The following is a 15872-nucleotide window of genomic DNA, read 5'->3' on the forward strand; positions in this document are numbered from 1 at the left end:
AGAGTAGGACGTTGCCAGGCTTGTATTATTCCGCAGTAGCTCAGCGGTAGAGCTATCGGCTGTTAACCGATCGGTCGTAGGTTCGATTCCTACCTGCGGAGCCATTATGCTTCCATAGCTCAGCTGGTAGAGCACTTCCATGGTAAGGAAGAGGTCACCGGTTCAAGCCCGGTTGGAAGCTTGGGAACAGTTTTTAAATTTTTGGCCCGTTGGTCAAGTGGTTAAGACACCGCCCTTTCACGGCGGTAACACGGGTTCGAATCCCGTACGGGTCACCACTTTTGGAGGATTAGCTCAGCTGGGAGAGCACCTGCCTTACAAGCAGGGGGTCGGCGGTTCGATCCCGTCATCCTCCACCATATATGTTTAAATGTCGGAGGGGTAGCGAAGTGGCTAAACGCGGCGGACTGTAAATCCGCTCCTTCGGGTTCGGCAGTTCGAATCTGCCCCCCTCCACCATTTTCTTTAAAAATAACCTGAGAGGGTTTATTTTTTTGAAAAGATAACCATACTAGTAAATATTAATGGGCTATAGCCAAGCGGTAAGGCAACGGACTTTGACTCCGTCATGCGCTGGTTCGAATCCAGCTAGCCCAGCCATTTACGAGCCATTAGCTCAGTTGGTAGAGCATCTGACTTTTAATCAGAGGGTCGAAGGTTCGAATCCTTCATGGCTCACCATTTTCGCGGAAGTAGTTCAGTGGTAGAATACAACCTTGCCAAGGTTGGGGTCGCGGGTTCGAATCCCGTCTTCCGCTTAATTACTAAGGGGCCTTAGCTCAGCTGGGAGAGCGCCTGCCTTGCACGCAGGAGGTCAGCGGTTCGATCCCGCTAGGCTCCATATAAATAGAGAAAGCTTACATCCTATGATGTAAGCTTTTTTTGTGTTTAAAAAGACAACTTTCATATTTGTCGTTTAAAATGAAGAAAACGTAAAAATAAAGGGTGGGGGATAATTGTGAAAGTTGTCATTGCATCTGATTCATACAAAGAAAGTCTAAAAGCTATAGAAGTATGTGAAGCTATTGAAAGAGGTTTTGGAGCAATTTTTCCTAAAGCAGAGTATGTAAAAATACCAATTGGAGATGGAGGTGAAGGAACTGTTGATTCACTTGTTGATGCCACTGGAGGAAGGATTGTATCACTTCATGTGACAGGACCACTTAGAGAGGGTGTACAAGCCTTTTACGGTATGTCTAAGGATAAAAAGACAGCGTTTATTGAAATGGCCGCAGCATCAGGGTTACAACACGTTCCGATTGAAAAGCGAAACCCACTTATCACAACGACAAAAGGAACAGGAGAACTTATATTACATGCGCTAGACCAAGGGGCTGAGCATATTATTTTGGGACTTGGAGGAAGTGCTACAAATGATGGTGGAGCAGGTATGTTGTCAGCTTTAGGAGTAAGGTTTATAAATGAAAAAGGCAAAGTAATAGAGCCATCTGGAGGAACATTACATTCAATTGCAGAAATTGATTTTTCACGAATGGATTCGCGTCTAATGCATATAAAGATAGAAGCGGCATGTGATGTAGACAACCCGTTAGTCGGAATAAGGGGAGCGTCTTTCGTATTTGCGAGTCAAAAGGGTGCGACTGTAGAGATGCAAAAAGAGCTGGATGAGAATTTAAAACATTATGCGAATATCCTTAAACGGTACTTATCTTTTGATGTATCTAAAATATCTGGTGCAGGGGCAGCTGGAGGAATGGGAGCAGCCGTTATTGCAGTGTTAAAGGGAAACTTACGGAAGGGAATTGAAATTGTATTAGATTATACAAATTTTGATAAGCATATAGAAGGAGCAGACTTAATTATAACTGGTGAAGGTAGAATAGACGAACAAACAGCATATGGAAAGGCTCCTGTAGGTGTTGCGGAGCGCGCGAAGTATTTTCATATTCCTGTGATTGCTATTGGAGGATCTGTATCTCCAAATTATCCAGTTGTTTACGAAAAAGGAATCGATGCAGTATTTAGTATTACAGCGAGTCCAATGACACTAGAAGAAGCATATAAAGTAGCAGAAGAGAATATCGAAATGACAGCAAAGAATATTGCAGCAGTGTGGAAAATAGCATCAAAAAAACGCTTCTAAATTTAGGAGTGTTTTTTATTATTATTTAATAATAGTGATAGTAGTTGTTTCACTAAGTTAACTTTATACATAGAATAGTCTTAAGATTTGGATTTTAACGCAGATATAACTGAATAAATTGTATATCCATGCAGGAAAATGTTGAGTTGAGTCAGACTATATAAAAGATTTAAAATATTTAGGAAGGCATAAAAGGGGGATACTATCTATGAAAAAAGAAATCTCAGTTATTGGAGTTCCAATGGATTTAGGACAGATGCGTCGTGGGGTTGATATGGGACCGAGCGCGATCCGTTATGCAGGGGTAGTTGAAAGAATTGAAGGAATTGGATATGACGTTAAAGATATGGGAGATATATGTATAGAGAGAGAAAAAGAAGTAGATGAGAATACAAAATTAAGAAACCTTACACAAGTTGCGACTGTATGTAATGAATTGGCAAGTAAGGTGGATCATATTATAGAAGAAGGTCGTTTTCCACTTGTATTAGGTGGTGACCATAGTATTGCTATTGGTACACTAGCTGGTGTGGCGAAACATTATAAAAATTTAGGTGTTATTTGGTATGATGCACATGGTGATTTAAATACAGAGGAAACTTCACCATCTGGAAATATTCACGGAATGTCACTTGCAGCAAGTTTAGGTTATGGACACCCTTCACTTGTAGACTTATACGAGGCGTATCCAAAGGTGAAAAAAGAGAATGTTGTAATTATCGGTGCACGTGCGTTAGATGAAGGAGAAAAAGACTTTATTCGTAATGAGGGTATTAAAGTATTCTCAATGCATGAAATTGATCGTATGGGTATGACTGCTGTTATGGAAGAAACAATTGCGTATTTATCTCATACTGATGGTGTACATTTATCATTAGATTTAGATGGTCTTGATCCTCATGATGCACCAGGAGTTGGAACACCTGTAATTGGTGGTCTATCTTATCGTGAAAGTCACTTAGCGATGGAAATGTTAGCGGAAGCGGATATTGTTACATCTGCTGAGTTTGTTGAAGTAAATACGATATTAGATGAGAGAAATAGAACGGCAACAACAGCGGTTGCTTTAATGGGTTCTTTATTCGGTGAAAAACTAAAATAAATGTAAGAAAAGCAACTGAGAAGTTGCTTTTTTTATTTGAAAATAGGCGTATAATAATGATTTATATTATACTGTACGATAAGAATGTTTGACATCTTACCAATTTAAGCTAAAGGGGGTTGTTTGTAATTGTTGTTTGTTTCATGTATGGTATAATTAACTAGTTGTTGGAAATACATACAGATAGAGCATAAAACAATATTTCAATATATGGATAGAATTGCTCGTAAGTAGGAGGAAGGGTTAGCATGCCTTTTGAAGATACGACCATTTTGAAATATCTTAGTACGGTATTAGATATTGCCGTTGTATGGTTTATTATATATAAGCTAATTCTTATAATCCGAGGGACGAAAGCTGTTCAACTTTTAAAGGGGATTACAGTTATTATTGTCGTTCGGATGATCAGTATTTTCCTTGAATTGCATACGCTATATTGGTTAACGGAACAAGTATTAACGTGGGGATTTTTAGCCGTTATTATTATTTTCCAGCCCGAATTGCGAAGAGCGCTTGAGCAGCTAGGACGCGGAAGTTTATTTTCGCGTGTGGGGACTAATGAGGAAAATGAACCTGAAATTGTTGCCACAGCGATAGCGAAAGCAACGGAATACATGGGAAAACGTAGAATTGGTGCGTTAATTACTTTGTCAAAAGAGACCGGTATGGTTGATTACGTGGAAACGGGAATTCCGCTAAATGCAAATGTATCATCGGAATTACTCATTAATATTTTCATTCCAAATACGCCTCTTCACGATGGCGCAGTAATTATGCAAGGAAGTACGATTAAAGCTGCAGCATGTTACCTTCCATTATCGGAAAGTCCTTTTATTTCTAAGGAATTAGGAACTAGACATCGCGCTGCAATGGGAGTTAGTGAAGTCACTGATAGTATTACAGTAGTTGTATCGGAAGAAACTGGCCAAATTTCTTTAACAAAAAACGGTGAGTTGCATCGTGATTTGAAGACAGAACAGTTGAAGGATATGTTATTAGCAGAGTTTAGTGGAAATGAAAAAACGACTTCTTCGTCTTTATGGAATTGGAGGAGAAAGCGTCATGGATAAGTTAATGGAGAATCATTGGTTTTTAAAGGGAATCTCATTACTATTGGCGTGTATGCTTTTTATGTCAGCAACTCTAACCGAAAAAAATACGACAGCGAATGTATTACCTTTCGTAAATGAAGCGAAAGAAACATTAACTGACTATCAAATCGATCTTAAATATGATGAAGAAAAATATATTGTGAGCGGAATTCCGCTAGGTGGAGTTAAGGTGAAGTTAGAGGGCCCAAAAGCATCTGTTGCTGCAACAAAAGCCAAAAGACAATTTAATATACCAGTTGATTTGCAAGGCCGTCCAGAAGGAACTTATGAAGTTTCTTTAAAGGCGAATGGTCTTCCAGATGATGTGAAAGGAACAGTTCAGCCATCAACAATTAAAATCACTCTTCATGAAAAAGCGAAAAAATATGTTCATGTAGACTTAAAATTATCAAATGAAGATCAGATGCCAGCAGGTACTACTCTTGAGAAATCAAGTATAAAGCCGGATACGGTTGAAGTAGTTGGGACAAAGGAAGAAATAGAAAGTATTTCATCTGCTAAGGCATATATCGATTTGAAAGATGTTAATAAAACTGTTACAAAAACAGCAGAAGTTACATTGTACAATAAAGAAGGAAAACGTTTAAATGTAAAAACGAATCCTTCTAAAATTAGTGTAACGTTGAATGTAGCAACGCAAGCTACAGCAAATAACATCGAAAAGACCGTTCCTGTAACATATACAAAAAAGGGAAGTTTACCGGAAGGGTTGGCTGTTACAAATGTCAGTATTGAGCCAAGCGAAGTAACGATAGCAGGTCCAAAGGAGACCTTGGATAATATACAAGCTATAGAGGGGGTCGAAGTAGATCTTAGTCAATTGACAGAGTCTACAACATTCGATACCTCTGTTTTATTACCAAAGGGTATAACAAGTGCAAAGCCGAATCAAGTGAAGGTTTCCGTAGGAGTACAAAAAACGAAACAAACGAAAACCAGAACGATTGATGGTATCCCGATTCAAAAAAATGGAGTTTCTAAAGATGTTACGGCCCAGCTACTTTCGCCGCAAGATGGAAAGATAAGCGTTGATATTTCAGGAGAAGCAAGTATAGTAGATAAAATAACAGCTGCTCAAATAACAGCTGCAATTAATTTGCAAAATGTATCTCCAGGGACGAAAGATATTTCGATTCAAGTGAGTGGTCCTGGTAATATTTCAATAAATCCAAAACAAACAAGTGCTAAAGTCTCGATTGTGAAGAAAGAAAATCCAGACAAAGAAGTACAGGGTGATGGTCAACAACCAGATTCAAATAACAATCAAACTGAAAAACCAAAAAATCCTGAATCTGAATCTGATTCAGAAGAGGACCAGGAAAAAAATAAAGATAAAGAAACTAATCAAGAACCAACATTAGATAATCAAAAAGAGCAAGAAAAAGGAGCGAATCATAATGGGTAAATATTTTGGTACAGATGGAGTACGTGGGGTTGCGAACCAGGAGTTAACACCTGAATTAGCATTCAAAATTGGACGTTTTGGTGGTTACGTATTAACAAAAGATACAGATCGTCCAAAAGTAATTATTGGCCGTGATACACGTGTATCTGGTCATATGTTAGAAGGAGCTTTAGTAGCAGGTCTATTATCAACTGGAGCAGAAGTAATGCGCCTTGGTGTTATTTCTACGCCAGGTGTTGCTTATTTAACAAAAGCGTTAGATGCACAAGCAGGTGTTATGATTTCTGCATCTCATAATCCGGTACAAGATAACGGAATTAAGTTTTTCGGTTCAGACGGTTTTAAATTAACAGATGAGCAAGAAGCTGAAATTGAAGCTTTATTAGACAAAGAAGTTGATGAATTGCCGCGTCCAACAGGTACTAACTTAGGACAAGTGAGCGATTACTTTGAAGGTGGACAAAAATATTTACAATACATTAAACAAACTGTAGAGGAAGATTTCTCTGGTTTACATATTGCTTTAGATTGCGCACATGGTGCTACGTCTTCTTTAGCTCCATACTTATTTGCAGATTTAGAAGCTGATATTTCAACAATGGGAACTTCACCAAATGGTATGAATATTAATGATGGAGTAGGTTCTACGCATCCAGAAGTATTAGCTGAATTAGTAAAAGAAAAAGGTGCTGACATTGGTCTTGCTTTTGATGGTGATGGTGACCGTTTAATCGCTGTAGATGAAAAAGGAAACATCGTTGATGGCGATCAAATTATGTTTATTTGTGCGAAGTACATGAAAGAAACGGGTCAACTAAAGCACAATACAGTTGTGTCAACGGTTATGAGTAACTTAGGTTTCTACAAAGCACTTGAAGCGAACAATATTACAAGTGATAAAACAGCAGTTGGTGATCGCTACGTAATGGAAGAGATGAAACATGGTGGTTACAATTTAGGCGGAGAACAATCAGGTCATATTATCTTACTTGATTACATTACAACTGGTGATGGAATGTTAAGCGCACTTCAACTTGTAAACATCATGAAAATGACGAAAAAGCCATTATCTGAGCTTGCAGGTGAGATGACAAAATTCCCACAATTACTAGTAAACGTTCGTGTAACAGATAAAAAATTAGCATTAGAAAATGAAAAAATTAAAGAAATTATTCGTGTTGTAGAGGAAGAAATGAACGGTGATGGCCGCATCCTTGTTCGTCCATCTGGAACAGAGCCGCTTATTCGTGTAATGGCAGAAGCACCAACACAAGAAGTTTGTGATGCATATGTACATCGCATTGTAGAAGTTGTTAAGGCTGAAGTTGGCGCTGAATAATTTGATGAATTTATGAAAAAGGAGCACAAGAAGTGCTCCTTTTTCATATGTTTTAAAGACGATGAAAAAAATTTCATTGACGGTTTATATTGTTTGTTATAAGATGGTCTTGTTCTTTTTCTCAAAGTAAATATTGTAAATTATAAAAGCGCCAGAACTACAAGTAGTGTAGTTGACGAGGTGGAGTTTATCGAGATTTCGGCGGATGACTCCCGGTTGTTCATCACAACCGCAAGCTTTTACTTAAAACATTAAGGTGACTTAGTGGACAAAGGTGAAAGTGTGATGAGAGAAAAGGAACGGATGAAAACTAGCTGTATAAGTATATACGGACTTAAACCCCAATTGAGAGGAAGGTGAAAGCCGTTACAAGCTTACAGGGCTAGCAATATGTAATCCGTTTTTTAGGATAAATAAAAAAATGGTATCGGACTATGTCGTTACATGTTCGCAAAGCAGTGTAAGCATTTGTAACGGCGACTAAACATGTGTGGAATCGTAGGATTTATTGGAGAGCAAGATGCAAAGGAAATTTTATTAAAAGGTTTAGAAAAGCTAGAATATCGAGGATATGATTCAGCAGGTATTGCGGTACAAGCAGAGAACGGTGTTGTTGTATACAAAGAAAAAGGCCGTATTGCAAAACTTCGTGAAATCGTAGACGAGAACGTAGCAGCAAGCGTAGGAATTGGTCACACACGCTGGGCTACACATGGTGTTCCAAGCAAAGTAAACGCGCATCCGCATCAAAGTACATCAAAACGCTTTACATTAGTTCATAACGGTGTAATTGAAAACTATGAATTAGTGAAAAAGGAATATTTACAAGATGTAACGTTCGTAAGTGAAACAGATACAGAGGTTATCGTACAGCTTATGGAACAACAAGTGAGCACTGGATTAAGTGTAGAAGAAGCGTTCCGTAATACGCTGTCTCTTTTACATGGTTCTTATGCAATCGGATTACTTGATGCTGAAAATCCAAACATGATTTATGTTGCTAAAAACAAAAGCCCGCTATTAGTAGGTGTTGGTGACAACTTTAATGTTGTGGCGAGCGACGCTATGGCGATGTTACAAGTTACAGATCAATTTATCGAGTTAATGGATAAAGAAATTGTAATCGTAACAAAAGAAAGCATCACAATTAAAAACTTACAAGGTGAAACGATTGAACGTGCACCTTATACAGCGGAATTAGACGCAAGTGATATTGAAAAAGGAACATACCCTCATTTCATGCTTAAAGAAATCGATGAGCAACCACTTGTAATCCGTAATATTATTCAAAAGTATCAAGATGAAAATGGCGAAATTGAATTAGATCAAGAAATCCGCAATGCGATTTTAGATAGCGATCGTATTTACATCATTGCATGTGGAACGAGTTATCATGCAGGTCTTGTTGGAAAGCAATTTATCGAGAAGTTTGCAAAAATGCCAGTTGAAGTACACGTAGCAAGCGAATTTTCTTACAACATGCCATTATTAACAGAAAGACCATTCTTCATTTACATTTCGCAAAGTGGTGAAACAGCAGATAGCCGTGCAGTACTTGTACAAACAAACGAAATGGGTCATAAAGCATTAACAATTACAAACGTACCTGGTTCTACACTTTCTCGTGAGGCAGATTATACACTTCCGTTATATGCGGGACCAGAAATCGCAGTTGCATCAACGAAAGCTTACACAGCACAACTTGCAGTACTTTCAATTTTAGCAGCGGATATTGCTAAAGCGAAAGGTGAAGTTCTTGATTTCGATTTAACATACGAACTAGGACTTATAGCAAATGCAATGGTAGAGCTTTGTGATCAAAAAGAAGAAATGGACGCATTAGCAAAACAATTTTTAGCAACAACGCGTAACTGCTTCTTCATCGGACGTAGCGTAGACTTCTTCGTAGGTTTAGAAGGTGCGTTAAAACTAAAAGAAATCTCTTACATCCAAGCAGAAGGATTTGCTGGAGGAGAATTAAAACACGGTACAATCGCCTTAATCGAAAACGGTACACCAGTTATCGCACTTGCTACACAAGAGCACGTAAACCTTGGAATTCGTGGTAACGTGAAAGAAGTAGTAGCACGTGGAGCTAACCCATGTATCATCTCAATGAAGGGCTTAGAAATGGAAGGAGACAGCTTCGTATTACCAGCTGTACACGAAGCACTAGCACCGCTAGTAGCAGTTATTCCATTACAACTTATCTCATACTACGCAGCGCTTCACCGCGAGTGTGACGTTGATAAGCCACGTAACTTAGCTAAGTCGGTTACTGTTGAGTAGAAGAGTGATAGGTTTGAAATAAAATTGCGAAGCTTTGCCCCTTTGGATAGGATTATCTAAAGGGGCATTTTTGTGTCGAAAAGAAATCTCTAAAATCGATAAGTAAGTTAAAGAGGACAGATTAAAAATTCGATATGTTTCCTTATTAGGCCGGTCAACAAGATTAAAAGGTATAAAAGCAGACAACATGAGTTTTTATCGGTTTGGAACAAAACTACTTTTATCTATCTGAATTTTCCGTTATCATTTTAGGTATTCGTGAACAATGTCCTTTATTGCGACAAGAAGAGATGATAGATGGATAGACATTACGAGGGGGATTAATGAAAGTGAAAGAAAAAACATATCTAAGTATAGAAGAGATTATTTCATTACCAACCGTATTAAGTACAAACATAAGTGATGATGGCAAAAACGTAGCGTTTGCCAAAAAGACAGCTAACTGGAAAGACAATACATATAGGAATCATGTATGGATATATGAAAAGGATAAGGGGCAGAGTTATCCATTAACAAATAGGGATATAGATAGTACATGCCCGTTATGGTCTCCAAATTCCAGGGATATTGCATACCTTAGCCCTGTCGGCAATGGGAAAAATCAAATCTTTGTTAAGTCACTAGATGGTTATGGTGGGGTGCAAATTACTGATGAGGAAGAAGGGATCAGTACATTCAAATGGGAGCCTACTGGTAAAGGTTTTTATTATGTTGCACAATCAAAAGAATGCGAGGAGATAAAGAAACGTAAGGAACTATATGGAGATTTTCAACATATAGGTAAGGACCACCAGAATAATTGTTTATATTACATTGAAATAGAAAAAGGGATACAAAATGATAAAGGGGAACGAGAGATTAACGGTGTTTATCAACTAACTGATGGTAAGGATTTTCATATCCATGACTTTGATATTTCAAATGATGGGACAAAGGTTGTATTTATGGCTACACCAAGCCTAAACGATCATATGAATGGTGATCTATACATATTAGATGTTGAAGCTGAGGAACTACAAAAGATGAATGTAGATAAGTTGTTGGGCGGGAGCGTTTGCTTTTCTCCTGAGGGCAGCAAAATATGTTACTCAGCAAGCATAAGAGAGAAGGATTACTATAGAAACCATATACAAGAAAGTACATTAGAGATATATGATATGAATACTGGAGAGGTAATTCAGCCTCTAACAAACTTTGATAGTACGGTTATGCCATTACAGTGGACAGCTAAGGGGATTTTAATTAGATGGCAGGATAAAACTAACTATCGTATTGGATTGCTATGTGAGGATGGCACTGTGGAAATGTTAAGTGAGAAAGTAGATGGCTTTATAATGGATGCTTCTATAACAAGGGATGGAAAGCATATATCCTATAGTAAGGCTATAACAAATGAAACCTTTGAAATCTATTTAGACAATAAAAAAATAACGGATGAAAATAGCTTTTTTAAAGGGAAACTGAAAAGTAGCAGGGAAATAATCTCATGGCAAAGTAGTGATGGTCTTGAAATAGAGGGTGTTTTATCAACCCCAGTAGATTTTGATGCCAATAAAAAATATCCCTTATTAGTAGTAATCCATGGTGGTCCGGCTTGGGCATCTTTTCCGATATTCTCAGACTGTTTTAATGAGAAATATCCGATTGAGCAGTTTATCGAAAAAGGTTTTATAGTTTTAGAGCCAAACTATAGGGGAAGTTCTGGTTATGGTAATGAATTCTTAAAAGCCAACTATAGAAAACAGGGAATTGCTGACTACGATGATGTTATATCTGGAGTGGATAAACTAGTTGAAGAAGGGATTGCAGATAAAGATAGAATAGGGGTTATGGGATGGAGCAACGGGGGATATATATCAGCTTTCTGTGCTACATTTAGTAGTAGATTTAAGGCGATTTCAGTTGGAGGCGGAATTACTAACTGGAGTACCCATTACGTAAATACAGATATACCTTACTTCATTAGGATGCACTTAGGAGATACTCCATGGAATGATCCAGAGATATATACGAAAACGTCACCAATGACGTATATGAAATCAGCCTGTACTCCTACCCTAATCCAACATGGCGAAAAGGATGCAAGAATCCCAACTACAAATGCATATGAGCTCTATCAAGGATTAAAGGATATGGAAGTTGATACAGAATTAATTGTATTTAAAGGAATGGCATATGGTCCTGATCAGCCAGGAATGAATGTGGCTATTATGAAGCAGAATTTGATGTGGTTTTCACACTATATTCTTGGAGAAAGTATGGAGGATTTTAGTACTATATAATGGATATCCGCACAGGGATTTTTCGTTGTGCAATCGGGTCAGATTGTTGAAAAAGAGATACAACAAATTATATAATTTGTTGTAAACTGCATTTAAACCATTATTGAGAAGATTTAAGTGATTAGAAGGAAACGTAATTCGGAGGGCTAATATGACAGAGAATAAAAATGTGTTACCAGTAGAACAGCGTGAAGAACTATTAAAAGTATTAAAAGCTCGTTTTGAGAAAAACATGAACCGCCATGAAGGACTTGAATGGGCTAAAGTTGAGGCAAAGCTGAATGCTAATCCTGAAAAAGTAGGGTCACTTAACGAAATGGAAGTAACGGGCGGTGAGCCGGATGTTGTTGGGTACGACAAAGAGAAGGACGAATATATTTTCTGCGATTGCTCAAAGGAGAGTCCTAAAGGCCGCAGAAGTCTTTGTTATGATCTTGAAGCGTTAGAAGCAAGAAAAAAACATAAACCAGAAAATAACGTCATTGATGTGGCAACCGCTATGGGTATTGAACTATTAACTGAAGAACAATATCGAGAGTTACAACAACTTGGAGATTTTGATATGAAATCATCGAGTTGGGTACAAACACCTTCAGATATTAGAGAACTTGGTGGTGCTCTATTTTGCGATTATCGCTTCGGACACGTTTTCGTGTACCACAATGGAGCAGACTCCTATTATGCTGCCAGAGGTTTTCGTGGCTCGTTAAAAGTTTAAATTTGGATAAATAAGAAAAAGAGCCTATACTCAGGCTCTTTTTCTTATTTATATTTTAAGAGTAAACCGTTACTACGCAGTTTTACTTAATTTATATGTTCCGTGGTTGCTTTTACGGAAAAATTTTGGGAAAACATAGCCATCTAATCCAATACGTCCAGCATTCTGCCCTGCAACTAAAATGAACATAGTCAAAATAAGCAGGTTTGGGTTTACACTAACAGTTCCGCTTAATAAAAATGAAAGATTCATTATGATTCCGAAAAATGCAGCTGTTTTTGTTAATCCGCCTAAAATCAAACCTAGACCTACTAAAATTTCTCCCCATTGAACTAAAAAGCTAAATAGGTCTGCGTTTGGAAGAACAAAATGTTGAAGAAAATCTGCCCACCAACTTTGTACTGCAGGGTGGTCACCTGATGCTTGAGCAATAGCACCCTTTAGAAAACCACTTGCGTCAAAAGATTGTCCGAAGACTTTGCCTATTCCAGCAGCGAGCCATGTATATCCTATGTAAAGTCGTAAAAATAATAATATGAAAGTAGCACGTTTATCAGTTCTTAAAAAATTGATAACCATTGAAATCCCTCCAATATTGTATTTACAAGTTTATTATATATCCATTGTGAAAATAATCACAATGGATAAAATGTGAACAAATTTATGATTTTTTATTTATAAAATTGCACATAAAATATTGTGAAGTTTATTTTTGAAAATTAAGCAATAAATGAGGGATAGGAGGTCAATATATTTTCTTTTCCCATCATTTTTCCTCCCTACACTTATACAACGGATAGGTAATCATAAATGTATACACTTAAATTAAAGTTTTGTTCTTGATACAAATAGAAAAGGCGTATAACAATCATATGTTATACGCCTTTTCTATTATATATTTAGTAATTTATTTAGGTAATGTAAATTTAGCTTTTTTACCTTGTGAAATATCTTTAGCTTCTTTATTTCTCATAGGTCCTAGTTCAATTTCAAAGCTTTTTTCTTTCCAAATCTTTTCATACTGTTCTTGATCTAAAATATATACTTGCAGCAATTCTCCAGATGTTCCAGTTTTAACTGCAGCGTTATAGTCGTAATTTAATAGCATACCTTCACTAATCGTATATTGTGTACCATCATTCATTCTTAATGTAGAGCTTATAGGAGATAGTGCAACGTCTTGAGTATCTTTGTTATCAAGCTTGAATTTCACTGTTAATAGAACAATACCGTTTTTGAAATTTGCAAAGCGTGGAGCTTCGACGGAATTTGGTGTGAATTGAGTAAATTGGTATCCATCTAATGTAACATTAACAGCGCCTAATTCTTGGCTGTTATTAATATTTGATTTCTCTTTTAACATTTTTTTATCGCCCATGTTATTAGCTGTAACTTTATCTTGGTAGAAAGTTTTATCTGCTGCAACTTTTTCAGAACCTTGTTTGTTTAAACTTAGAGAAAAGTTTCCAGGGCTTCCGATTGGGGCATCAAATTTCCCTTTATTAGCTTGTGCAGTTGGAACTGTGACTGAGACAGTTGAGAGACCTGAAATTTTCGCTAAATCATCTTTTCCAAATGGATAAGCGATATAACCAGAAATAGTTTCTCCTGCTTTTACTAAGTAATCATTTGTTGGAGAAAGCTTAGTTGGTAGCTGATCTTCTTTTGGAATTAAATCTTTATAGTTACTATATACTTTCTGCGCACCAGTAAACGACATGTCCAATGCTGGCATATAATAGATATCTTTAGCTGAACTATTTTTCACGCTATAGTTCACAAGAATAACCCCGCCCTCTGTTTGACGGTTAAATGGAATGTCGAAGTTCGTATGGAATCCATTTAATTCAACTAATGTATAACTATTCATTGATACTGAAACATCTTCAGCTTTATAGACTTGTGGTTCTTTATTTTCAAAAAGAACTTTTGTTTTACCACCTGTTTCTTTTTCCATATAGGAAATCAGCTTAGAATAATCGCTTGAGCTAGTAGCTGTATTTTCAGGCTTTTTATCTTCAGTTTTTTTATCTTCGGATTTTTCTTCAGCAGGTTTATTTTCTTTCGTTGTATCCGTTTTTTCTGTTTTGTTTTCTTTGGCTGCATTTTCTTTTTGTTCTTTATTTGTCGTATCGCTTTGACCACAGCCAGTTATTACAAAAGCTGCTACGATTACTGTAGAAAATAAAGAAAGTAATTTTTTTGACATGTTTCTTCCCCCTATTTGTGTAAAACTAAACTCTCACATTAGCCCCACGTTTTATTATAAGAAGGTTAGTCAATATTTACCAGTGTTTTTTCTGATTATTTCCATTGTTTAAATATTATAATGTAGTAAAATTGATAGAAGTTTGGAATGGAATAGTGATTTTTATTTTTTTATCATTTGAAATATTACATCGTATGGGTATGATAGAAATAGAGATATATGGAAAGGAGACAAGGACTCAATATGTGGATGAACTTGTGAAGATTAGAAATGAGATAGATGAATTTTTCTCTCATGAGTGAGGGTTTATTTAGCTATCTGTAAATCATGCAAGGACTGCATATTTGGCTTGTACATCCCTTTTGTAAGGATAGATACCTGTGGGGGGAATTTATATCTCTTGTATAAAATATGCGTCCTTTAAACTTGGAGGAGTATATGATGAATCAATTAAAAAATAAAGTAGCAGTTGTTACAGGTGTAAGTCGTCTAGACGGTATAGGCGCAGCGATTTGTAAAGAGTTAGCTGAGGCTGGATACGATATATTTTTTACGTATTGGACAGAGTATGATAAAGAGATGCCTTGGGGCGTTGAGCGAAATGAACAAATACAATTAAAAGAAGAGCTATTGCAAAACGGTGTGAAAGTATCGAGTATGGAGTTAGACTTAACTCGAAATGATGCACCACAGCAGCTTATAAATAAAGTTACTGAACAACTGGGATACCCTCATATATTAATTAATAATGCAGCGTATTCTACAAATAATGACTTCTCTAATTTGACTGCTGAAGAACTGGATAAGCATTACATGGTAAATGTTCGTGTGACTACGTTGTTAAGTAGTCAATTTGCCCGAGGATTTGATAAAAAATCTGGTGGTAGAATTGTGAATATGACTTCGGGGCAATTTCAAGGGCCTATGGCTGGAGAACTGGCGTATGCAACAACGAAGGGAGCTATTGACGCTCTTACTAGTACGTTGTCAGCGGAAGTCGCCCACTTAGGAATAACAGTGAATGCAATTAATCCAGGTCCAACCGATACAGGCTGGATGACTGAAGAGATAAAACAAGGATTAAAGCCGATGTTTCCTTTTGGTAGAATTGGTGAGCCAAAGGATGCAGCAAGGCTCATTAAGTTTTTAGTAAGTGAAGAAGCAGGATGGATTACAGGGCAAGTTATTCATTCAGAAGGTGGATTTAAAAGATAAAGTGAAACTTTAATCGGTGGGGGGGTGTTCATCCCCACTGATTATTAGCCTTCACCAATCGGGCTTTTACGGGCAGCCCGACCCCCACCTAACTTCT

Annotated in this window: 11 protein-coding genes, 9 tRNA genes and 2 pseudogenes; 20 read left to right on the top strand and 2 right to left on the bottom strand. The window is 37.1% G+C overall.

Annotation, left to right across the window (positions count from 1 at the left end; genetic code table 11):
- The first annotated feature begins 29 nt into the window (after positions 1-29).
- The 19 genes and pseudogenes from COI75_RS04870 to COI75_RS04960 all read left to right on the top strand — a co-directional run bounded on the left by COI75_RS04870 (position 30) and on the right by COI75_RS04960 (position 12351).
- Positions 30-104 (top strand) — tRNA-Asn (locus COI75_RS04870).
- 4 nt (positions 105-108) lie between these two features.
- Positions 109-181: transfer RNA gene (locus COI75_RS04875), tRNA-Thr, on the top strand.
- Positions 182-203: 22 nt separating this feature from the next.
- Positions 204-278 (top strand) — tRNA-Glu (locus tag COI75_RS04880).
- A gap of 5 nt (positions 279-283) precedes the next feature.
- Positions 284-359: transfer RNA gene (locus COI75_RS04885), tRNA-Val, on the top strand.
- 16 nt (positions 360-375) lie between these two features.
- A tRNA-Tyr gene (locus tag COI75_RS04890) sits at positions 376-459 on the top strand.
- 66 nt (positions 460-525) lie between these two features.
- Positions 526-600, top strand: a tRNA-Gln gene (locus tag COI75_RS04895).
- Positions 601-605: 5 nt separating this feature from the next.
- Positions 606-681, top strand: a tRNA-Lys gene (locus COI75_RS04900).
- A 5-nt stretch (positions 682-686) separates the two neighbouring features.
- Positions 687-758: transfer RNA gene (locus COI75_RS04905), tRNA-Gly, on the top strand.
- Between the two features lie 10 nt (positions 759-768).
- Positions 769-841, top strand: a tRNA-Ala gene (locus COI75_RS04910).
- A 117-nt stretch (positions 842-958) separates the two neighbouring features.
- Entirely contained in the window at positions 959-2104 is a 1146-nt protein-coding gene (locus COI75_RS04915) for a glycerate kinase (protein WP_000869565.1), read from the top strand.
- A 208-nt stretch (positions 2105-2312) separates the two neighbouring features.
- Positions 2313-3206 carry an arginase gene (rocF, locus tag COI75_RS04920; protein WP_000711587.1) on the top strand — a complete coding sequence of 298 codons (894 nt, stop codon included), beginning with the start codon at positions 2313-2315 and terminating at the stop codon, positions 3204-3206.
- A 248-nt stretch (positions 3207-3454) separates the two neighbouring features.
- Entirely contained in the window at positions 3455-4276 is an 822-nt protein-coding gene (cdaA, locus tag COI75_RS04925) for a diadenylate cyclase CdaA (RefSeq protein WP_001115708.1), read from the top strand.
- Entirely contained in the window at positions 4269-5723 is a 1455-nt protein-coding gene (locus COI75_RS04930; RefSeq protein ID WP_000359561.1) for a CdaR family protein, read from the top strand. Before cdaA ends, COI75_RS04930 begins: the two co-directional genes overlap by 8 nt.
- Entirely contained in the window at positions 5716-7062 is a 1347-nt protein-coding gene (gene glmM / locus COI75_RS04935) for a phosphoglucosamine mutase (protein ID WP_098448248.1), read from the top strand. The genes COI75_RS04930 and glmM overlap by 8 nt, the downstream gene beginning before the upstream one ends.
- A gap of 285 nt (positions 7063-7347) precedes the next feature.
- A pseudogene (locus tag COI75_RS27215) lies at positions 7348-7536 on the top strand (hypothetical protein).
- 12 nt (positions 7537-7548) lie between these two features.
- Entirely contained in the window at positions 7549-9351 is a 1803-nt protein-coding gene (gene glmS / locus COI75_RS04945; protein ID WP_000334166.1) for a glutamine--fructose-6-phosphate transaminase (isomerizing), read from the top strand.
- A gap of 121 nt (positions 9352-9472) precedes the next feature.
- Positions 9473-9647, top strand: a pseudogene (locus COI75_RS27595) (heteromeric transposase endonuclease subunit TnsA); the annotation flags it as partial.
- 27 nt (positions 9648-9674) lie between these two features.
- Positions 9675-11633, top strand: coding sequence for a S9 family peptidase (locus COI75_RS04955; protein WP_098448249.1), 1959 nt, complete (start codon positions 9675-9677; stop codon positions 11631-11633).
- Positions 11634-11784: 151 nt separating this feature from the next.
- Positions 11785-12351, top strand: a complete 567-nt coding sequence (locus tag COI75_RS04960; protein WP_000138396.1) for a DUF4256 domain-containing protein — start codon at positions 11785-11787, stop codon at positions 12349-12351.
- 72 nt (positions 12352-12423) lie between these two features.
- Here COI75_RS04960 and COI75_RS04965 read toward each other — a convergent pair whose 3' ends face one another.
- Together COI75_RS04965 and COI75_RS04970 are read right to left on the bottom strand one after the other, a co-directional pair.
- Positions 12424-12930 (bottom strand): DoxX family membrane protein, encoded by a 507-nt coding sequence (locus COI75_RS04965; protein ID WP_000236349.1) that lies wholly within the window; start codon positions 12928-12930, stop codon positions 12424-12426.
- A 328-nt stretch (positions 12931-13258) separates the two neighbouring features.
- Positions 13259-14560, bottom strand: coding sequence for a DUF5068 domain-containing protein (locus COI75_RS04970; RefSeq protein ID WP_098381061.1), 1302 nt, complete (start codon positions 14558-14560; stop codon positions 13259-13261).
- 438 nt (positions 14561-14998) lie between these two features.
- Between COI75_RS04970 and COI75_RS04975 the strand changes: the two genes are divergently transcribed.
- Positions 14999-15775, top strand: a complete 777-nt coding sequence (locus COI75_RS04975; RefSeq protein WP_002095959.1) for an SDR family oxidoreductase — start codon at positions 14999-15001, stop codon at positions 15773-15775.
- Positions 15776-15872 lie beyond the last annotated feature (97 nt).

The sequence above is a fragment of the Bacillus cereus genome (genome assembly GCF_002564555.1).
Taxonomy (GTDB): domain Bacteria; phylum Bacillota; class Bacilli; order Bacillales; family Bacillaceae_G; genus Bacillus_A; species Bacillus_A cereus_K.